Origin of the sequence: Coprococcus sp. AM14-16 (genome assembly GCF_003434675.1) — a bacterium.
GTDB lineage: Bacteria > Bacillota > Clostridia > Lachnospirales > Lachnospiraceae > Coprococcus > Coprococcus aceti.
Genome location: NZ_QTLL01000003.1, coordinates 41,863 through 62,668 on the forward strand (window position 1 = coordinate 41,863; position 20,806 = coordinate 62,668).

Below are 20,806 nucleotides of genomic sequence, written 5' to 3' on the forward strand. Positions count from 1 at the left end.
TTCTTTATTTTTATCACTTTTTTATTTTATACCATATTGAACGCTGCTTTTGCAAAACAACATTCTCTGCCTGAAGCTGTTCCAATTTCTTCTGAATATCTGCTTTTTCTGTCTGAAGTTCTCCAAGTTTTGCCTGAAGATCAGATTTCTCCTTCTCAAGTTCTTTTATCCGGATACCCCTGTCAGCCTTTTCCTTATATGTCTGCTGTAGTTTTGCATTTATCTCCGACTTTTCCTTGTATGTTCTTTGAAGCTTGGCATTTATCTCTGACTTTTCCCTGTAGGCACGCTCATTTTCTTCAATGCGTTTCTTTAATTGTCTGGAATTTCTACCAATCTCATCCCTCAATTCTCTGCGTTCTTTTTCATGACATTCACATACCCTGATCAGTGCATCCTCTACCGGCTCTCCATCATATTCAAGAATCTTATTCGCAAGTGCATTATCTCCATATTCAGGTTTAAGCCATTCCTCTATCTTCTGTAACTGAACGTCATTCTGGTCGGCGTCCACATTCTTATGGTAAAGGCCTATTTCCTGTGAGCCCGGTAAGTACCGAAGATCCTCACATGGCATAGCCGCCACAACCGGAACTCCTGACATGATCTCTATTAGCTTAAGCCAGATGTCATCCGCCCACAAGCACATCCCCACCATCTTGTCTTTGTCGAACCACTTATCATCATAAATTCCTGGTGGATATAAAGTTCCTGCGCCCCCGGTTGCAAATAACTGCATCTTTGGTCTGTACAGACAGGCAACCGTCTCCTTCATCCAATACCTGTACGGAATAAGCTGCCCTTTATCCGAAATGACCATCCAGTGTGTCCTCACAGCGGATACCGCCTCTGGATACTGTAAATATGACATATACAGATTCTCAAGCATGTATGGAGGATATTGCAGATCGTCATCTATCGTCACGACCACGTCGTCCGTGAACTCCTGCAGCGCATAGAAATACTTCTTGTGCGGCTTCAAATCATCACACCATCTGACCTCCAGCTTATCCTCAAACTGCAGCTTTCTGAGATCATCCGGGAGATCGTCATCCTTATTCGGGAACTGCTCCTCCGCCAGCCACAGAACAATCTTATCTGCCTTTCTGGTCTGTGAATATATCGACTCAAGCATCTGTGCTATGCCCGCAATTCTGGCGGGATAGGATGTGAGCGACACTATTATCCTTCTCGTCTTGAGCTTTTTCAGCTCCGATGAATCATGTTTCTTTATGATGGAATATTTGCGGAATAACTTGTCATCATTGAGTCCCTTCTCTGTCAATCCGTCAAATATCTCACTGTTAAATACGCTGTGCGCTTTCTCGTAAAACTCTATTCTCTCTGCAGAATCCAGTTCTCTGCAATACTTCTCATAATTGTCCACATACTGACGTATGGCAAAGTACATAACAGCATTCCACAGATCAGTCCTGTCTGCCATGCCCTTCACATGCTCCGTCACACAGTCAACGGTCTTCGGAACATCCGGCAGCTTCTCAGCCTCACTCTCAGGAACAACATTCCTTGAAAATGTCAGATTGCTTATATATGCTATCTTCTCCGCCGCTACAGCTCCAATTGCCGAATATATAGCTTCGCTGTCACAACCGGCAATGCCCAGTCCTGCATCTATTATGAACTGCTTTCTGTAGAGTTTATTGCCAACTAATGGTCGTACCACATTCATGATCCTGCCACGGCAGTCCTTCCAGTTAAACACCTGCTTTCCGCCGTGAACCCACTCAAAATGTACACCTCTTCCGAAGGTCTTCCCACCGTCACTGTCTATAAGCTCGCAGTTCGAAATCACCATGTCCGCCCCGCTCTGCTCTGCGGCGTCATGCAGCTTCTCCAGCATGTTCTCCGGATAAACCTCCGAGCCATCCACGAACAGTATATATTCTCCATGCGCGCGCTCAATTCCCGCGAATCTGTCCGCTTCTATTATCTCGTACTCCTTAAATGTCTGGCCAGCCAGCTTTGTCCGGCATGTCTCCACACCGCTTCCGGCTGTAAAAATCACTGATATAACCGGTTTCATAACCCGATACTCCTTTCATTGAACACCATCCTATTGCTGTCCCTCATGATGTCCCGACTCTAGGTCTGTCAATAAATTTTATATCTTAAGTATTTCCGATAGATTCTTCTGTATTCCTGCCGCAACCTCAGGCTTATTCATGGAATACACATGTATATGCTTCACTCCATTTGCCATGAGATCTATGATCTGGTCTGTGGCATATGCAATTCCCGCCTGCCTCATCGCAGCCTCAGTATCGCCAAATACATCGACTATGCTCTTGAATCTCTCCGGCACGTTACAACCTGAGAGCTTGACAGCATTCTTGACCTGTACTCTTCTTGTTATAGGCATAATACCCGGTATGATCGGCACTGATATTCCCGCCTCTCTGATTCTGTACATGAAATTAAAGAATATGTTGTTGTCGAAGAACATCTGGGTCGTGAGATAATCACATCCAGCATCGACCTTTTTCTTAAGCCCAATTATGTCTTCGTGCTTATTTGCCGAGTCTGGGTGTACCTCAGGGTAACATGCTCCGCCCACGCAGAAATCTCCTGTCTCCTTGATGAGCTCCACCAGCTCTGATGCATGTGAGAACTCTGCAAATACCTGTCCATCATAGTTCTTCGGTATATCGCCGCGGAGAGCAAGTATATTCTCTATACCGGCATTATTCATGTCAGCAAGCGCAGTCTTGATGCCCTCTTTGCTGGCACACACGCATGTCAGATGTGCTATGGTCGGCACGTCGTACTTCTCCTGGATCTCCTGGGCAAGCTGGATCGTATGTCCCTTGGTGCTTCCCCCGGCACCATATGTAACGCTCATGTAATCCGGCTTAAATGCCGCTATACCAAGCGCCGCTGCCTCAACATCCGCAAAGTCTGTATCCTTCTTTGGCGGGAACACCTCAAATGAGAGTGTCGCCTTGTCCTGTGTTATCAAATCTCTTATCTTCATGTACTACCTCTGTATATTTGACTATTACTGTTTATTTCAATCTGGACTCATTTATATCCGGACTCATTTGTATCCGGTCCCGATAAATAATTTTGTTTTTTTGCTTACAACTCTTCAAGCAGCGCCGGAATATCCATAAGTTTTTTCACCTCATAGTCCGGATGTATATCCGCCGCCTGCTGACCATCAGGGTTGAACCATATCGTCCTTATCCCAGCATTTATTCCGCCCTGAATATCTGATGTCAGACTGTCTCCTATGATCACAGTCTCATCTGCCTCTATCTCTGGTCTCCTGCCAAAGCAATAGTCAAAGAATTCTCTGGATGGTTTCTCCGCTCCGGCATCCTCAGATATGAATATAGCCTCAAAATACTTGCCTATACCGCTGTCCGCAAGTCGTCCGCTCTGTACATTTGATCCGCCATTTGACACAATGTACATTCTGTATCTTCCGTGCAAGGTTTCAAGCAGCTTTATCGTATCAGGGAACACAAATCCCTTCTGGCTGAGCTGATCCTCATAGTAGGCTGTCGCCTCCGCAGCAGAGTAGTCAACTCCCAGCTCTGCAAATAGTATCTCGTATCTGCTCTCCTTCACCTGCTGCCTTGTGAGCAGCCCCTGTTCAAGCAGCTTCCATCTTGATTTGTTGATCTCGCTGTATCTGGATATGACCTTTTCTGTAGGCTCCACCCCTATATGCCTGAGCATATTTGAGAGCGCTCTGCTCTCGCTGCGCTTGAAGTCCAGCAGTGTCTCATCCAGATCAAACAATATGTTCTGTACCATATAAATTCCTTATATCTTTCTTTTCAAATTCATATGCTGACTTATCAGTGTCTGTCGTTATGATTCTGCATTTTATACATTACTCTTATGCGCAGCTGCCGGATTTTTCCAGTGCGCACATTCTTAAATATTATATTCCACTCACCAGATAATAGCAATAGAGCCGGTTACAAATCTTCTGCTGTGACCGCCCTCTCTTCGGCAATCCCGCACGATCCGCAACCGGCTCTGTTCCGTCTATTTTATTAAGTTTATTTGTATTTCAATTTACTTCATGCTCTTGCTGAGTCCGCTCATTGCGATCTCTGACAACTGTTTTCTGTAGAGAAGTGAACTGATTAAATACTCTATAACACCACCCAAAAGGATGGCCGCATATCCAAGAACAGCAAACTTTACAAGCCCAAGACTTATAACATCTGATATATGACTGATTGTTGACATGCAGGTCATTATCACCAGCATAAACACAATAAAGCTTGCCACAAAATATTTGTAACATACACCGCAGAATATCATAGCTCCGAACAATATAAATATGATCATAAACAATGTATCCAGATAGTTTTCTGTATTCTCCGGATACATTCTGATAAGTATATATTTCTCCACAACAAGTATTGTGAAAAGTACAAGATACACAACTGTGCTGACGATCACTGGCATTCCCACCTCCAGTTTTCTCTTCATCACGCTTGACTGCACATAGTCCGATGCATTCATGTATATTATCATCTGATAGGCAAACATTCCAGTCAGCATAAAATAGAAACCGCCCAGAATATTCGTTCCGTGTGATGATATTTCAATCAATAAACCTATTGCAGTGAATAACCCCAACATCATCACATTTGTCTTTAACTTATATCCATATCTAAGAAGTTTAAAACCAAGTATCAAATCTTTCATCCCTTAATCCTCCTTGTCTAATATATATCATTTCTCCCGCCGGCAGGCGGGGCGGATAGTCTAAGCCGTTTCCGGCCTTGAACAACAATCTGTTAATCCATATCCAGATAAGACGCCTCAACCTTGCAGTACATATGTCTGCGCGTCACATATATTCCAACCGGCAGCAATACCGCCAGTGCTGTAACTATGAGCCATGTAAACTTCTGCAATTCCGAAGATATCGTTATATATATAACCGCAGCTCCCGATGCTCCTGATGACAGCATGGACAGCAGACTCATGACCTGAACATTCTGGACATATCTCGTAATGTTCAGCGCCCACACGGAAATATCTGCTGTGAGCAGTATCGACAGGCAAAGCAGTCTTACCGGGTTACCCACCATAATTTCATATGGTACGGCCACTATCACCATGCATATCGCGATCCTCGCCGGTCGGGCAAGCAGATCCGCCGTAAGCGCATTCCGTAACATGGCTTTCCCCTTTGTTGACGTCTTCAGATAATCCATTCCAAGGCAGCCCTTCACACATATTGCACCGAATCCCCAATAATCAGCCATAACCTCGATCGCAGTCATGAGCGCCGCTCCCACACCGAGCATGACCGCTGTTACATAATATTTTCTCACTCCTATATCGATCAATGCCAGTATCACCCCCAGTATGATCGGTATCAACACATTACACACTAGCCGGTATTTTCCATTCGTGATGGCTCTGTAATCCTTTATCATCATCATAATTACGCTCCTATAAATACGTGAAACACTCTAAGCTGTTTTTACTTTAATACCATTTTTGTATTATTCTTCATGACCGCAACACTTATCTGAAACAGCGATGGTATCTCCTTGCTCACATTCATTCCGGCAAGCTTGTCCAGATTCTCTGCAAGACAGATTCCCTCAAAACCATATGGATTCTTAGTCATGGTATAAAGGATGTTTGATGCCACCTCCGCATCCTGGGCATCTCCCTTTATCAGTATGTATTTCTCCTTCAGATCCTCCACAAATCCGCACTCGACCACATTTCCATGTTCCATGATGATCGCATAATCAGTGATGCTCTCCATATCGGATATATTGTGTGTTGAGAACAATACACTCTTCTCCCCCGCTCCGTCGCTTATATAATCGCCGATCATCTGACACAGCTTATCTCGCATAAGAGGATCAAGAGGCGATGCCGGCTCATCGAGCAGCAGCAGGTCAGTATCCCTCGCCATAACCCCGGCAAGCATCAGCTTAGTTCTGGTTCCATCAGAGAGTGCTGAACACTTTTTCTTCAGCGCAACACCGTTCGGAGAATCAGGAAATATCGCAAGTTCACGGCAATATCTTTCAAACTCGTCCCTGTCAAAATTGTCAAAGAGCAGACTGCTTATCTCCTCCACATCAGATACAGTCCACTGTGGAAGGTAATATCTGCCTGTTCCCGTATAGCCTATCCTGTTCTTTACATCCGCCCTTCTCTCCTTCTCCTCCGATGAATACTTGTCAAAGAAAGTCAGCTCACCTTTGTAATCAAGCCTTATTCCTGAAAGCATATTGAGAAGTGTCGTCTTTCCCGCTCCATTTTCTCCGATGAGTGCTGTCGCAAATCCCTTTGGCACCCTCAAATCAGGTATATCCAGTGTAAATGTCTTAAACTTTTTGGAAATATTCTCCCCTTTTACAGCGCAGTCATAATTCATCATCCAATCCTCCATTAAACCTTAAACTCTCTTCACGTCTTTCTTTTTCCCTATTCTCTGTCCACTTTGTTCTCTGCCTGTCAAATCGTCAGTCCTCCACCATCAGCAGAGCATCAAGCATGTTCTTGAGCTCATCGTCCGACAACCCCGCAATACGTGCCGCAGCTATGGCCTCCGTCAAAGATGCCTCTACCTTTCGAAGATGCTGCTCTATCAGCATCTCACTGTCCTGTGCATTCACATAAAAGCCCTTGCCCTGTTCAGCGGTGACCAGCCCCTCCTGCTCCAGCAGCTCATAAGCTTTCATGGTGGTGATAACACTTATCTTCAGATCCCGTGCCAGCCCCCTGATAGACGGCAGATATTCGCCCTGGGCATATTTGCCCGCCAGAATGTCCGACTTGAAGCTGTCTGCTATCTGCTGATATATAGGCACTCCTGAGTTCTGAGAAAGTCTCATATGTACACCTCCTTAAACTGTTCTCAACTGTTTATATGTTATATATACACTATGTACAGATATGTGTCAACAACTTTTTACTCTAAACCCTAAAATAATAATATCTTCATCTCCTTGTCCACGCAAAAAATCCCCGCCGGCACTGATCTGTTCGGTACCGGCGGGGATTTATCTGTCATATTATTCTATTGTTCAAGCGGGCATGTTATCTGGAACATCTCCTCACACACCTTGTGTACAAGTCTGGCTGTCTCCGTGTCTGCCAGCTTGTAATATACCTCCTTGCCCTCTCTGCGGCTCACGATCAGGCCGCTGCCCTTGAGCTGCTTCAGGTGGTGCGATACGGCCGGATCACTCATCTCCATGGCCGCCGCTATGTTGCTGACACATTCCTCGAGGTGGCACAGCATCCAGAGTATCCTGAGCCTTGTGCCATCGCTGAGCTGTTTGAATATATCTGCCATGCTGCTGCAATCTTCCACAGACGGCATGCATTTTATGATCTTGTTCTCATTGTCGCAGTGACAATGCGGCAAATGTATCTCTCCCATGCGGTCTCCTCCTATTCTTTGAAGCTCAGTGCTCTTGTCGCATTTAATACCGCAAGGATCATAACTCCTACATCTGCGAATATTGCCCACCACATATTGACAAATCCAACTGCGCCCAGTGCAAGGCATGCAAACTTGATCACAAGTGCAAATACTATGTTCTGGTGTACGATCCGGAGTGTCTTCTTGGATATCTTCATGGCTGTCGCTATCTTTGCAGGATCATCATCCATGAGGACGATATCCGCAGCTTCGATAGCTGCATCGGAACCAAGGGCTCCCATGGCGATTCCTATATCTGCTCTCGAAAGTACAGGGGCGTCATTGATTCCATCTCCGACAAATGCAAGCTTCTCCTTCTCTCCCTTGGCTGCGATGAGCTTCTCGACCTCATCCACCTTGTCTCCAGGGAGAAGTTCACTTCTCACCTCATCCACGCCAAGCTCGCTTCCGACTGCATCTGCAACCTTCTTCGCATCACCTGTGAGCATGACTACCTTCTCCACGCCTGCTGCCTTGAGACCACTTATAGCCTCCTTTGCATTTGGCTTGACAACATCTGATATGAGAATATATCCTGCATACTTTCCATCCACGGCAACATGTATCTCTGTTCCAACCGATGTAGGAACCGCTGCCTGTATGTTCATCTGCTTCATGAGCTTGACATTTCCTGCGGCAACCTCATGACCATCAACAACCGCTGACACACCGTGTCCGCTGATCTCCTTTGCGTCTGTGACCCTGTTGTTGTCGATTTCCTTGCCATATGCCTCCTTCAGGCTCTTGCTGATAGGATGGTTGGAATAGTTCTCGACCAGCGCTGCCTTTTCAAGAAGATCAGCTTCGCTCATTCCCCCCTCAGGATGTATCTCTGTAACCTGGAACACACCCTTTGTGAGTGTTCCTGTCTTATCGCACACGACATACTTTGTGTATGAGAGAGCCTCAAGATAGTTGGAACCCTTGACCAGAATACCCTTTGCCGAAGCTCCGCCGATTCCTCCAAAGAAGCTCAGTGGAATGGATATTACCAGTGCACATGGACAGCTTATAACAAGTGTTGTCAGTGCTCTGATGATCCACTTGGACCATGCTGCAGGATTACCCATGATAATGTTTACCAATGGCGGAAGCACTGCAAGTGCAAGTGCTGCTATACATACAGCCGGTGTATAATACTTTGCAAATCTTGTGATGAAGTTCTCTGATCTGGACTTCTTCATGCTTGAGTTCTCAACGAGATCAAGGATCTTTGATACAGTTGACTCTCCAAATTCCTTGGATGTCTCGATCTTGATAAGTCCTGTGAGGTTGACACATCCACTGATAATCTCATCGCCGACATGAACCTCTCTAGGTACGCTCTCACCTGTGAGGGCACTGGTGTTGAGTGATGAAACTCCCTCAACAACCTTTCCATCGATAGGTACTTTCTCTCCAGGCTGTACAACTATGACTGTTCCGATCTGAACGTCATCAGGATCTACCTGCTCAAGCTTGCCATCCTTCTCTATGTTCGCATAGTCAGGACGGATATCCATAAGTGCGGTAATATTCTTCCTGCTCTTGCCTACGGCGTAGCTCTGGAACAGCTCGCCTATCTGGTAGAACAGCATAACCGCTGATGCCTCCTTGTACTCACCGAGCACCATGGCACCTACAGTGGCAATCGCCATGAGGAAATTCTCGTCAAATACTTCTCCGTGTATGATTCCGAGAAACGCCTTCTTAAGTATATCGTAACCGATGATGAGATATGGAATCAGGTACGCCACGATCTCTATACATCGCCACATAACTGACGGATTCTCAAGATCCACCATCCCGGTCTTGTCAAGCACCGTAAATGTGACAGCCATGGCAACCAGAAGAACCGCCGATATTATAATTCTTCTGAGCACTTTTTTCTGTTTCTTTGTCATAACATCCTCCTATCTGATAGAGCACAGATCTTTCACAGTTAGCCGTGACTAAACAACCTGCTATACCATAATCCGGCAGTCAGCATGCACATGCATAACCGCCTTTGGTTACATAAAGATCTCGCAGTCAGGCTCAACCTTCTTACAAGCCTTAAGTACGTTCTTCATAACCTCAGCCTCGTCAGCTCCGTCGTCGAACTCAACGCTCATCTTCTGTGCCATGAATGCTACAGTTGCATCCTTAACGCCTGCTACCTTCTTTGTAGCCTCCTCCATCTTTGCTGCACAGTTTGCACAATCAACTTCAATCTTATACTTCTTCATAATAGTTATCTCCTTTTCATTGTTCTCATTGAATCTATGAACATTTAAACATATATTTAATTATATGTCAACAGCAAATTGCAATTCTTTTTTAAATTTGTTTATATGAACATCTGTGCATTTTAAAAAACCTGTGTATATAACATATACACAGGTTTTTGTTCCAGATATATCTGATTCCACTTTCAGATCATGTTTCAGATCCTACTTCAGATCCTCCACAAGCTCATAGAGAGCGATCGCTGAGTTGAAGTTATCAGGTATGATCTCATCACTTGGGATGACAACTCCGTACTTATCTGCTATCTCTGAAATGATAGAGATGATATCGAGTGACTCCAGGATTCCGTCGTCAACGAGTGCCTCCTCATTTTCAAAATCAACATTTGGCTTGATCTTCTTGAGCATCTCAATAAATTCTTTCATTGTTCAATTCTCCTTTGTATGATCTTCTCTGCAAACCATCTATACGTTCTGCTCTGCAAGCTTTCTTACTTCCTTTCGCAGAACTGAACCCTTGAACGTCTTTGGTATACTTTCAACATAGATATACTTTCTTGGAAGCTTGTAGCTCTCAAGTCTGTCAGCAAGAAAGCTTTCAAAATCAGCTTCCTCATAGCCATCCTTCTGCACGACCAGTATGACCGGAAGCTCTCCGGTGATCGGGTCTTTGATTGAAGTGTAAGCCACATCATCTATATGCTCATATCCAAGTGCAAGGTCTTCTATCTCTGCAGGAGATATCTTGCTTCCACCATAGTTTATCACATCATCGGCCCTGCCTACAAGTATGCAGTCGCCATCCTCATCCAGATATGCCAGATCCTTTGTCCTAACATATCCATCCACAATGGTCTCAGCAGTGAGTTCGGGGTCATTGTAATAGCCTTCCATGACTATAGAACCGCCCCAGGACAGAAGTGCCGGTGACTCCGGGCTGCCATTTGTAACCACGTTACCCTCGTCGTCAGAGAATCTTACGACCGAGTTCACGGTAGGTCTTCCTATACATCCTGTCTTGTTGCCATTGCCACTGAACTCCAGTATGCATGCGCATCCGGCTTCAGATGAACCATAGAAATTATACAGTCTTGTATGTGGAAGCAATCTGAGCAGCTTCTCCTTGTCTGACTCGGCAAGAGGTGCTGAGCCTATCTGTATATAATCAAGCTGATCTGCATAATCCGCGATCCTGTCATCCGACAAATGGAATATCATTCCGAGTGATGCCGGTGATATCGCCATGGATGTCACTCCGTATTTCTCTATGAGCTTCCACAGCGTTCCGATAAATACCATTCCGTCCATCAGACATACTGTGCCGCCATTTACCATGTCTGACTGGTATCTTCTTATTCCAAATGAATGGTTGAGAGGCATTGGTATTATCTCCACATTGCCCTTCTTCATGGCTGTTCCCTCGATGACATTGCCGGCTATTCCCACATCACCTCTGTGGTGCATGACAACGCCCTTTGAAGATCCAGTAGTTCCCGTTGTGAAGAGCAGCATCGATCTGTCCTCCTCACCCGGAAGCTCAAGCTCTGCCTCGCTCTCATCCTTCATCCTGGTTATTATTTCCTTCTGGCTTATACACTTTATTCCATCCACAGGCTTGTCTGATATGAGACATGCCGCATCAACTCTCTGGCCTATCTCAACTGCCCTCTCTGCGGATGTGGATTTCTCTATCGGCACGACAAGCACCTGCATGTACTGCAGTGCAGTGAACACTGTCAGATAATCTATGTTCTGTGTGCATCTGATCATTACATGATCGCCCTTGCATATGCCCATATCCTGCAAAACGTGTGCAGTCTTTCTTATATTGCTCCAATACTCTGCGTATGTGACTGTCTTTCTTAGCTCACACACCGCCAGAGTGTCCGGCTGCGTCTGGGCATACTCCTGAATATAATGTAATACCGTCTGCTTATACATTATTCGTTCTCCTTCTTGTACTTCTCCCATTCTGCCATGAGACTGCTTTCCTCATCTGCCCAGGCATCACAGGCATCAGTCCAGCTCTGCTTCTGCTCATCTGTAAGCTTACTCTGCAGGCCGTAATTGTCCTCTATATATTGTGCAAGATATGTGGTAACCTTCTTGGCACCCGCAATATTTACATGCTTGCTGTTGTAGAAATCTGTGGAATAATCCAGATTCAGTTCATCAAGAACATTGTTCATGTTCAGATAATCATATCCCTTTGAGGCTATGTACTCGTCAAGCTGAAGCTGCTTGGACGCCTGGCCCTTTGATGGATAGTAAGGTGTCGCAACCAGCAGAACCTTAACTCCGAGCTCCTCTGCCTTTGCCTCTATGTCATCTATATATCCGAGTGTCTCATCCGACAGATGAAGCTGTCCGTCAGACTCAAACACAGGCTCCTTGATCTTCGTGATCTTCGCCCTCTGCCTGCCTGTCTTGAACTCGTCCGTTCCCTGATTGAGTCTGTCTATAAGCACCTGTCTGTCAAATGTCAGCAGATTATCGTGATACTTCAGAATAGGGAACATGAGCTCGAACTTGGACTTCTCGTCCGCTCTGTAATACTTCTGTATCATCTCAAACTTCGTCGATGATGGTCTCATGCCCGATGTCATGACTTCCATACGATAATTGTAATGCTCATCCTTTATCTTTGTGACATCGCCTCGTATGATAATACTTCTGACCTCAACCACAAACAGATCCAGATCCTGGGTCTTGGCAGCCTCCTCCATGAGATACGGCGCAAGTCTTATATCCTGAGCCGCAGTACCTATGAGCATCGATGTGTACCCCTGCTCCTCATACGCCTGAGTCGGTATCCAGTATCTGTACATCGAGCTGGAGCCGATGAGCACCGTATTGATGGTGTTATCCTCCTCCGCATAGTAGTTTGTCCACACATCTGAGTCAAAATCCTGTGGCCTTGCCAGTTCTCCCGCCTTGTTCAAGCCAAGGAAAAGCACTGTACATATCGAAAATACTGATATTGTATATTTTATCCACGCTGGCATATCTTTCTCCCTTCTCATTAGAACTGTTCATATATAAATGATGCTCCCGCACCGGAGCCGTATACTCCGCAAATGGCAATGAATGCCAGACCTGCTGCCATGACCAGCCATTTGAATACTATGTTCTGCTTTGCAAGCCATTCTCTGACATCGCCTGTGCTGCCTCTTCTCTCCATGATCTCCTGCGCGATGGACACAGCAAGAAGGAGAAGGCATCCAAATATCAAAACTCTCCACTCTCTTCCTGAAAGCGAAAATTCATCCACAATATTATACACCTTTGAGTGATCAAACACCATGGAACGGATCATCCAGATCGAACTTCGGATTCCCTGTCCCATAAATATAAGACGTCCGATGACACAGAGGATGAATGTCCTGAGCATTCTGAATATCTCCCAGCTTATGCAGTCAGTCTTTATCCTGAGCGCCTTTGTAAGCTTTGCCAGCGGTTCCTCAAAAAGTGTCGACATGCATATCAGCACTCCGTGATACAAGCCCCATGCTATATAATTCCACTTTGCGCCGTGCCAGAGACCGGTCAGCACCCACACACACAAGATAGGTATGCTCGCTGCAAATACCTTTCCTATCACATTTCCTAGGTGATCTCTTATCTTGACATTGAGCTTGAGGAACAGCTTTGATGTTGACACCGGGTAGAATACATATTCTCTGAAGAATGCACCCAGTGACAAATGCCATCTTCTCCAGAACTCAGGAAGTGTCTGTGAAAAGTATGGTCTTCTGAAGTTCTCTCCCAGAACGATGCCGAAGCACTCTGAAGTGCCCCTTACTATGTCCATACATCCTGAGAAATCGCAGTATATCTGGATGGAATATGCGATTCCCACTGCCAGGAATATTCCGCCATGATAATCAAATGTATGCCCAAATATCTCTGTTGTAAAAGCTCCTATCCTGTCAGCTATAACGATCTTCTTCACAAATCCCCAAAGCATGAGCCAGACACCTCTCATGATAGTGTCCATATTGAAGCGGTGCTCCTCCCAGAGCTGATATCCTACTTCCTCATATCTGGCTATAGGTCCCTGGGTAACATGTGGAAAATAAAGCACATATGACAGGTATCTGAAGAAATTCTTCTGCGCTGATATTCGTCCGTTATACAGATCCACGAGATATGAGATCATCATGAATGAGTAAAATGATATTCCCAAAGGTGCTATGAGATTCCAGTCAGGAATGCTCTGCAATCCATCGTATGGTATGAATCTCTTTATATTGTCGAGCACAAAGCCAAATGCCTTGAACACCGCCAGAACACCGATAACTATGACAAGTGCCCACACAAGAAACTTCTTTCTCTTCGCCTTCTCAGCAGCCTTGATCTTTCGTGCGGTTCTTCTGTCCGCATCCTTTGCCAGCTCCTCCTGCTCGTCCAGACTCTTCTGCAGCCTCAGTGAGAACAGATACACGACAACAGCCGTGGCAATGACCAGAAACAGGTACTCTATCCCGGCATATCCGTAGAACACAAGACTCGCAAGGAGCAGTATCACCCACTGTATCTTCTTTGGAACTATGTAGTATAGCAATATTGTACACAATAAAAAAACTATAAATGTATAAGTTACTACTGACATGCCCTCTCCCTCTTCTACAAGTAAAAATTATTTATACACTGCTAAACGCCGGCCAGTATTTTAGCAGCAGCGCACATACCACTGACATGACCGCCAGAATCAGCAACGTTATCTTCCAGCCCTCTTTGAACATATACTTTGGTGACAGGCCGTATCCAACCGGGATCGCCCTGATGGATGTCGGAAGCATGTACGAGAGGTTTACTCCCACAGATGCCACATATATGTATGGTATCGGATTGAGTCCGCAGCCCTGTGTGATGGATATTACCAGCGGCATGGCTACCGCAGCCGTGGCTGTGTTAGATGTCACATCTGACATGAGAAGTGTAACGGCAAGTATCACGAACACTGTGATAAATCCGCCCTTCATATCAAGCTTTGATATACACTCGCCCAGCGCCTCTGCAGCACCGGATTTGTTGATGAGTGTTCCGGCAGCAAGTCCACCGGCAAATATATACATAAGTCCCCAGATGATCTTACCCTGAACATTCTTCCACACCATGATACGCTCTCCGTTCTTGTTGGTGAGAATGAATGATACTATGGCGCATATGATAAATACATATGCCGGCTTGAGTCCCGGAAGTATGCTCTGGTAGAGCTGTCTGGTAAATGCAAGCACCGTGGCAAGAACAAATAACACAAGCGCGGCCTTCTCCTCGTAGCTCATAGGAGGAAGCTCCTTGTATTTTGCTACAAAGTATTCCCTTGAACCGCCAAGCATCTCTGTCTTCTTCACATCACGGATCATGAACAGGATATTTACAAGCACAAGTATGAGCATGATAGGCAGGAATCTTACGACCCATGAAGAGTACATGTACTCCTCGCCTGTTATCTGCTGTATATATTCGACCGTCACAAGATTCATCGCACCTCCGAGCGGCGATGCCAGACCACCGAGTCCGGTTGCATATGCTATCGTGAGAAGTATCTTTGATGCAGTCTTGTTTGTCTTGATGTCGTCCATTCCTATGTACTTGAGCATGGCGATCGCTATAGGTGTGATCGTCGCACATACCACTGCATTTGGAAGCACCGCTGACAGAACTGCTGACAACACAAACCAGAACACAAGCTGTATCCTCAAACTGCTGCCGATAAGTCTCAGGAATGTAATGGCTATCCTCTTGTCAAGCCCAGTATTCTCCCACATCACGCTTATGATGGAAGCTCCCAGAAGAAGCAGTATCGTCTCGTCTGCGTAGTTGGAAATGACCGCCGACATGTCAGTCATCTGAAATATCGCATTTAAGGCTATCGGGAGGAATGCAGTTACCGCATAGTCCACCGGGCCTGTTACCCACCAGTACGCCATCCACATGATGGTTCCTATCGCTGCTCTTGACTCAAATGTCGTGAATACTCCGTGTGGCAAAAGCGCCGTAAACAGCCCGAATAACAATGGACCGATCAGTAAATGTACTATTCTCTTTCGTTCTTTCATAAATATATCTCCTATTTTCAATAAAACACTAATTTTAAATTTTACACATTTAAGATTAATCTTTCATTAAAAAAATTAATATATATTAAAATCCACAGACATTATTCTGCATTTACCGGGATTTTAAATGTAAACAGACTTCCTTTTCCGGGCTCACTGTCAACATCCACGGTTCCGCCGTAATATCTGGCGATCTGCATTACCTGTGACAGACCCAGGCCAAAACCCTCCGCACTTCTGTCCGGCTCACCTCTGTAAAAGCTCTCAAATATCTTTTCCTTTGTGCTCTTATCCATTCCCCGGCCCTCATCCCTGACCGAGATAAAATAGCTGTCATTTTTCACACCGCAGGACACATGGATACTACCTCCATCATTGCTGTACTTCACCGCATTTGACATCAGATTGTTCACGACGATAACTATATGGTTCATATTCGCTTTGACCATCGTCGGCTTCAGGTCGTAGGTAAACTTAAGATTCTTCTTACAGATATACTCCACATCATCGCACACAGACTCCACCACATCCAGCAGATCTACATCCTCAACCGCTATGACTGCGTTTTCATTGTCCATGACCGACATCTGAAGAAGCTGTTCTATGAGCCCCTTCATACGCGAGGTCTGTCTCTCGAATACCTCTATGCTCTCAAGCATCTCCTCATCGCCATTCTTCTCCGCGATCTCCCTGGAAAGCTGACACTGGGCATGCATGACTGCTACAGGTGTTCTCAGCTCATGGGATACATTTGCATTGAACTCGGTCTGTCTCTCAAGCTCATGATGGACTTTTCTGTACAGGTTGTTATTCGCATCGGTCAGCATATCAAGCTCTTTGAACGGACCGTCATACTCCAGATTCTCTGTAAAATCAAGATTGTCCACGCTCTTATCTATCGAACGGTTCAGGCTTCCCATTGGAACTGCTATCAGTTTTCTCAAAGCAAATGCATATATCACAAATGCTATCAGCACGATTCCAATAACACAGTATGATTTATATAACAGTTCACTGTAATTGCTCTCTATATCCCTGACGGATACCATGACACAGATCTTGTATTTAGAAGTCTTCTTCAGCGACTCTTTGCCTGTTCTTCCCTGCCTGACGACCGCAAAATACTTGACCTTCCCTGCATCTATAAGCATAAGATCTCTTATGCTTATATCCGGATTATCCGCATATCCCTCAGGCACCTCGCCGTCAAGGATCTCGCCGTCATTTCCCTGAAGGAACACATATATCTGCTCATTACTGTCCGGATCGTCCTCACGGTCGTAAAATCCATCATCTATATGTGGCTTCTTCTGTGAATCATACACTGTGTATCGTCTAATCTGCATTACCTCCTGTGTCAGCTTCTTATAAGCCATCAGGTTCATATCATCCTTCATAAGATTGTTCTGGATGACCAGCAGACAAGATATACCCACCACCAGAATAAGCGCTGTAATTATAATAGTGTATGTTACAAATGATATTTTTCTCTTTAACATTCCAGTTTATAGCCGACACCTCTTATAGTGTGGATCAGCTTCTCCTCATAATTATCGTCTATCTTCCTTCTCAGATAACGGATATACACATCTATCACATTTGAATTGACATCGTCATCTATGTTCCAGATGTTCACCCGTATCTGTTCCCTAGTTACTACCACATTTCTGTTTCTGGCAAGGTACTCAAGGATAGCATACTCCCTGACCGTGAGATCAATTACCTTTCCATCCCTGATCGCCTGTCTGTTGTTCATGTCGACCACCAGTGAACCACAGGTTATCACATTCTCATTTACCGGATTCTGGGTTCTCAGCATGACCCTGAGTCTTGCCATAAGCTCCGAGAACTCAAATGGCTTTGTCATATAATCGCTGGCTCCGGCATCCAGCCCCCTGACTATATCCTGTGTCTCCGTCTTGGCCGTGAGGAAAAGCACGGGAACCTGTATCCCCGCATTTCTCATCTCACGCAGAACTGTTATTCCGTCCTTGTTCGGGATCATTATATCCATGATCGCCCCATCGTAATTCTCCGCTTCCATATAATCAAGTGCCGCCTGTCCGTCATAACAGGCATCCACATTATAGCCCTCTTTGACCAGCTTACTGCATATTATGCTGTTCAGATCCTTCTCATCCTCAACTACAAGTATACGCATACTTCCATCCTCCCTGTCATTTTCACCTGTTGGCCACTACAGTATATCGCTGCACGATCGCTGAACAGATATATATTGCCATGCTTTTATGAAAATAACATTAAAAGCCGTCACTTACATCTGCCAAATGTAAATAACGGCTCTCAAATGCTGTTTTTATCTATTCTGTCTTACCGCTCTTCTCATCGTAAGTATCAATGAAGCTATGTCTCACGCCTCCCTGCTTATACTCTATAAGGGTATCGATATTGACATTCTCCACACTCTTGAATATATTGCCCTCCACAAACGGATTCGTCTTCTTGAGTGTCGCTATAAGCTGCTTGATCTCCTGACGCTTGGACTTCGTCTCCTCATTGTTACATGTTGTGCATGTGTCAGTGAACTTACATGCGCACTGTATGAAATGAAGCTCGTTGTAATCTCTCCACGCCTTGATGTCGTCCTCTCTCACCATATAGAGAGGTCTGATGAGTTCCATTCCCTCAAAATTGGTGCTGTGAAGCTTCGGCATCATGGTCTGCATCTGCGCTCCGTAGAGCATACCCATGAGTATGGTCTCTATGACATCATCGTAGTGGTGTCCAAGAGCTATCTTGTTACAGCCAAGCTCCTTCGCATAGCTGTACAGATGGCCTCGTCTCATTCTTGCACAGAGATAACACGGCGACTTCTCTACGTTATACACTGAATCAAATATATCAGACTCAAATATCTGGATAGGGATGTTCAGCATCCTGGCATTATCCTCTATGACCTTGCGGTTTGCCGGACTGTACCCCGGATCCATGACTATAAACTTGAGTTCAAATGGGAACTTGTTGTGCCTTTTCAGCTCCTGAAAACACTTTGCCATGAGGAAGGAATCCTTGCCGCCCGATATACATACGGCTATCCTGTCGCCCTCCTTCACCAGCTCATATCTGTTGATGGCCTTTGTGAAGTTGCACCATATCTTCTTGTGGAACTTCTTGCGGAGGCTCTTCTCAACGTCGGCACATATATCAGTCTGTTCCTGCTTGCCCATGGTGTAGAGCAGCCATGATATATATCCGCCTTTAAGGCTCACCGCATCGTATCCCAGCTCTGTAAGTCTCTCCGCCAGCGGAATGCTGTTGGTTCCGTGGGTGCAGCAGATTATGAGTTTCTTTCCCTTTGAGTTGTCCCTGGGCATATATTCCTCTGCAGGAAACAGTTCACCTGCGGTTTCTGCCAGATGCTCCGGCATCAGACTGTCCGCAGGAACTGCCATCGCACCCGGGATGGCTCCGTGGGATATCTCAACTTCATCCCTGATGTCAACCATCAGATATGAATCCCTATCCAGTTCCTGTATCTCTTCTATTGTGATCTCTGATATATTCTCTGCACTATTACCCATATTATCTATGCCTTATCTCTACCACCGTTTAATATTTGTCATAAAATGTTCTGTCCTAACCATATATGCCAGGTTATGAGGCTGTTTTCCTGCTCTACTCTTTGCCATCCCAGCAGTATGTACAAAGCTTGCACTTCTCAACTCCGCATGCCTCAAGCATATCATCAAGTCTGTTGAATCTGAGTGATGTGAAATGCAGCTCCTTGCAGATCTCATCAACCATCTTCTCATACTTCTCTGAATCAGGATCTGTGTACTCCTGAAGTACCTCATCTGTCACATTTCCATTCTCAAGTCTCTCGATAACTCTTCTTGTTATCAGATCCATCTCTGATGATGATCTTGAGAAGTTAAGGTATTTGCATCCGTATACAAGTGGTGGACATGCAGGTCTGATGTGCACTTCCTTGGCACCGCTGTCAAACAGATACTCGGTTGTCTCTCTGAGCTGTGTTCCACGCACGATGGAATCGTCTATTAGCAGAAGGCTCTTATCCTTTATAAGATCCTCAACTGCCAGAAGCTTCATCTTGGCTATGAGATTACGCTGGCTCTGTATGGTCGGCATAAATGAACGTGGCCATGTCGGTGTGTACTTGATGAATGGTCTTGAGAAAGGTATTCCTGACTCATTGGCATAGCCGACTGCATGCGCTGTTCCTGAATCCGGAACTCCGGCTACGATATCAGGCTTAACGTTATCTCTCTTTGCCATGCTGGCTCCGCAGTTGTATCTCATCTGCTCTACACTCATACCCTCGTATGAACTTGCAGGGTAACCATAGTATACCCACAGGAAGGTACATATCTTCATGTCCTTGCCCGGCTGCACAAGCGTCACGCAGTTGGACGGCGTGAGTACGACAACCTCACCGGGACCGAGTTCTTTATAGTCATGGTATCCAAGGTTCTTGTAGGCAAAGTTCTCAAATGACGCACAGAATGCACCATCCTTCTTGCCTATAACCACAGGAGTTCTTCCGTGCATATCCCTAGCTGCATATATTCCATTCTGGTTCATGAGCAGGAGTGACAGAGAACCATCTATCTTCTCCAGCGCATATCTTATTCCGTCTATCAGATTATCCTTCTGGTTGATAAGGGCTGCCACCAGCTCTGTGCTGTTGATATCCCCTCCGCTCATCTCAAGGAAATGTGAATGTCCCTGATCAAATATCTCCTTGGATATCTCGTCAACATTGTTGATCTTGCTGACAGTTGTCAGAGCATATGTTCCGTGATGTGAACGCACTATGAGTGGCTGTGGCTCATAATCGGATATACATCCTATTCCAAAATAGCCCTTCATGTTCTGCATATCTTTGTCGAACTTTGTTCTAAATGGAGCATTCTCGATATTGTGTATGGATCTGTCAAATCCCTTATCTCCATACACTGTCATGCCTCCGCGCCTTGTTCCAAGATGTGAATGATAGTCTATTCCAAAGAACAGATCAAACACACAGTCATCTTTTGCCGCTACTCCAAAAAATCCACCCATTGTTTTCCTCCTGAAGTGATAAAAATTTGTCATTTTCGCAAACATAT

At 45.3% G+C, this 20,806-nt stretch carries 19 protein-coding genes; all 19 read right to left on the reverse strand.

What is annotated here, in order from left to right:
* Positions 1-13: 13 nt before the first annotated feature.
* Positions 14-2,044, reverse strand: a complete 2,031-nt coding sequence (locus DW159_RS10450) for a glycosyltransferase (protein WP_117550645.1) — start codon at positions 2,042-2,044, stop codon at positions 14-16.
* 78 nt (positions 2,045-2,122) lie between these two features.
* Positions 2,123-2,992, reverse strand: a complete 870-nt coding sequence (gene metF, locus DW159_RS10455; protein WP_117550647.1) for a methylenetetrahydrofolate reductase [NAD(P)H] — start codon at positions 2,990-2,992, stop codon at positions 2,123-2,125.
* 104 nt (positions 2,993-3,096) lie between these two features.
* Positions 3,097-3,780: a YjjG family noncanonical pyrimidine nucleotidase gene (locus tag DW159_RS10460; RefSeq protein ID WP_117550649.1), complete on the reverse strand. Its 684-nt coding sequence runs from the start codon at positions 3,778-3,780 to the stop codon at positions 3,097-3,099.
* Between the two features lie 267 nt (positions 3,781-4,047).
* Entirely contained in the window at positions 4,048-4,689 is a 642-nt protein-coding gene (locus DW159_RS10465) for a hypothetical protein (RefSeq protein WP_117550651.1), read from the reverse strand.
* A 92-nt stretch (positions 4,690-4,781) separates the two neighbouring features.
* Complete coding sequence (locus tag DW159_RS10470; RefSeq protein WP_117550653.1) at positions 4,782-5,435, reverse strand: hypothetical protein; 654 nt, start codon at positions 5,433-5,435, stop codon at positions 4,782-4,784.
* 41 nt (positions 5,436-5,476) lie between these two features.
* Positions 5,477-6,394: an ATP-binding cassette domain-containing protein gene (locus tag DW159_RS10475; RefSeq protein ID WP_242992681.1), complete on the reverse strand. Its 918-nt coding sequence runs from the start codon at positions 6,392-6,394 to the stop codon at positions 5,477-5,479.
* A gap of 85 nt (positions 6,395-6,479) precedes the next feature.
* A complete protein-coding gene (locus tag DW159_RS10480) occupies positions 6,480-6,851 on the reverse strand; it encodes a GntR family transcriptional regulator (RefSeq protein WP_117550657.1) in 372 nt (123 codons plus the stop codon).
* 185 nt (positions 6,852-7,036) lie between these two features.
* Entirely contained in the window at positions 7,037-7,402 is a 366-nt protein-coding gene (locus tag DW159_RS10485) for an ArsR/SmtB family transcription factor (protein ID WP_022216672.1), read from the reverse strand.
* Between the two features lie 11 nt (positions 7,403-7,413).
* Positions 7,414-9,327 (reverse strand): heavy metal translocating P-type ATPase, encoded by a 1,914-nt coding sequence (locus DW159_RS10490; RefSeq protein ID WP_117550658.1) that lies wholly within the window; start codon positions 9,325-9,327, stop codon positions 7,414-7,416.
* A 108-nt stretch (positions 9,328-9,435) separates the two neighbouring features.
* Positions 9,436-9,654: a cation transporter gene (locus DW159_RS10495; protein WP_055146474.1), complete on the reverse strand. Its 219-nt coding sequence runs from the start codon at positions 9,652-9,654 to the stop codon at positions 9,436-9,438.
* A gap of 201 nt (positions 9,655-9,855) precedes the next feature.
* Positions 9,856-10,077 (reverse strand): phosphopantetheine attachment site, encoded by a 222-nt coding sequence (locus tag DW159_RS10500; RefSeq protein WP_015533823.1) that lies wholly within the window; start codon positions 10,075-10,077, stop codon positions 9,856-9,858.
* Between the two features lie 39 nt (positions 10,078-10,116).
* Positions 10,117-11,592 carry a class I adenylate-forming enzyme family protein gene (locus tag DW159_RS10505; RefSeq protein ID WP_117550660.1) on the reverse strand — a complete coding sequence of 492 codons (1,476 nt, stop codon included), beginning with the start codon at positions 11,590-11,592 and terminating at the stop codon, positions 10,117-10,119.
* On the reverse strand, positions 11,592-12,656 hold the full coding sequence (locus DW159_RS10510) for a hypothetical protein (RefSeq protein WP_117551043.1): 1,065 nt from the start codon (positions 12,654-12,656) through the stop codon (positions 11,592-11,594). Before DW159_RS10510 ends, DW159_RS10505 begins: the two co-directional genes overlap by 1 nt.
* A gap of 17 nt (positions 12,657-12,673) precedes the next feature.
* The gene (locus DW159_RS10515) at positions 12,674-14,263 is read right to left on the reverse strand and encodes an MBOAT family O-acyltransferase (RefSeq protein WP_117550662.1); all 1,590 of its coding nucleotides are present in this window, start codon (positions 14,261-14,263) and stop codon (positions 12,674-12,676) included.
* Positions 14,264-14,294: 31 nt separating this feature from the next.
* Positions 14,295-15,716 carry an SLC13 family permease gene (locus DW159_RS10520; RefSeq protein WP_117550664.1) on the reverse strand — a complete coding sequence of 474 codons (1,422 nt, stop codon included), beginning with the start codon at positions 15,714-15,716 and terminating at the stop codon, positions 14,295-14,297.
* 101 nt (positions 15,717-15,817) lie between these two features.
* The gene (locus tag DW159_RS10525; RefSeq protein ID WP_117550666.1) at positions 15,818-17,215 is read right to left on the reverse strand and encodes a sensor histidine kinase; all 1,398 of its coding nucleotides are present in this window, start codon (positions 17,213-17,215) and stop codon (positions 15,818-15,820) included.
* The gene (locus DW159_RS10530) at positions 17,209-17,877 is read right to left on the reverse strand and encodes a response regulator transcription factor (protein WP_117550668.1); all 669 of its coding nucleotides are present in this window, start codon (positions 17,875-17,877) and stop codon (positions 17,209-17,211) included. Before DW159_RS10530 ends, DW159_RS10525 begins: the two co-directional genes overlap by 7 nt.
* 160 nt (positions 17,878-18,037) lie before the next feature.
* Entirely contained in the window at positions 18,038-19,258 is a 1,221-nt protein-coding gene (locus DW159_RS10535; RefSeq protein ID WP_117550670.1) for an ATP-binding protein, read from the reverse strand.
* Positions 19,259-19,352: 94 nt separating this feature from the next.
* Positions 19,353-20,759 carry an amidophosphoribosyltransferase gene (locus DW159_RS10540; protein ID WP_015533815.1) on the reverse strand — a complete coding sequence of 469 codons (1,407 nt, stop codon included), beginning with the start codon at positions 20,757-20,759 and terminating at the stop codon, positions 19,353-19,355.
* Positions 20,760-20,806: the final 47 nt, after the last annotated feature.

Coding starts and splice junctions, on each gene's coding strand:
- DW159_RS10450 (WP_117550645.1), bottom strand. CDS start 2,044: ATGAAACCGGTTATATCAGTGATTTTTACAGCCGGAAGCGGTGTGGAG.
- metF (WP_117550647.1), bottom strand. CDS start 2,992: ATGAAGATAAGAGATTTGATAACACAGGACAAGGCGACACTCTCATTT.
- DW159_RS10460 (WP_117550649.1), bottom strand. CDS start 3,780: ATGGTACAGAACATATTGTTTGATCTGGATGAGACACTGCTGGACTTC.
- DW159_RS10465 (WP_117550651.1), bottom strand. CDS start 4,689: ATGAAAGATTTGATACTTGGTTTTAAACTTCTTAGATATGGATATAAG.
- DW159_RS10470 (WP_117550653.1), bottom strand. CDS start 5,435: ATGATGATGATAAAGGATTACAGAGCCATCACGAATGGAAAATACCGG.
- DW159_RS10475 (WP_242992681.1), bottom strand. CDS start 6,394: ATGATGAATTATGACTGCGCTGTAAAAGGGGAGAATATTTCCAAAAAG.
- DW159_RS10480 (WP_117550657.1), bottom strand. CDS start 6,851: ATGAGACTTTCTCAGAACTCAGGAGTGCCTATATATCAGCAGATAGCA.
- DW159_RS10485 (WP_022216672.1), bottom strand. CDS start 7,402: ATGGGAGAGATACATTTGCCGCATTGTCACTGCGACAATGAGAACAAG.
- DW159_RS10490 (WP_117550658.1), bottom strand. CDS start 9,327: ATGACAAAGAAACAGAAAAAAGTGCTCAGAAGAATTATAATATCGGCG.
- DW159_RS10500 (WP_015533823.1), bottom strand. CDS start 10,077: ATGAAAGAATTTATTGAGATGCTCAAGAAGATCAAGCCAAATGTTGAT.
- DW159_RS10505 (WP_117550660.1), bottom strand. CDS start 11,592: ATGTATAAGCAGACGGTATTACATTATATTCAGGAGTATGCCCAGACG.
- DW159_RS10510 (WP_117551043.1), bottom strand. CDS start 12,656: ATGCCAGCGTGGATAAAATATACAATATCAGTATTTTCGATATGTACA.
- DW159_RS10515 (WP_117550662.1), bottom strand. CDS start 14,263: ATGTCAGTAGTAACTTATACATTTATAGTTTTTTTATTGTGTACAATA.
- DW159_RS10520 (WP_117550664.1), bottom strand. CDS start 15,716: ATGAAAGAACGAAAGAGAATAGTACATTTACTGATCGGTCCATTGTTA.
- DW159_RS10525 (WP_117550666.1), bottom strand. CDS start 17,215: ATGTTAAAGAGAAAAATATCATTTGTAACATACACTATTATAATTACA.
- DW159_RS10530 (WP_117550668.1), bottom strand. CDS start 17,877: ATGCGTATACTTGTAGTTGAGGATGAGAAGGATCTGAACAGCATAATA.
- DW159_RS10535 (WP_117550670.1), bottom strand. CDS start 19,258: ATGGGTAATAGTGCAGAGAATATATCAGAGATCACAATAGAAGAGATA.
- DW159_RS10540 (WP_015533815.1), bottom strand. CDS start 20,759: ATGGGTGGATTTTTTGGAGTAGCGGCAAAAGATGACTGTGTGTTTGAT.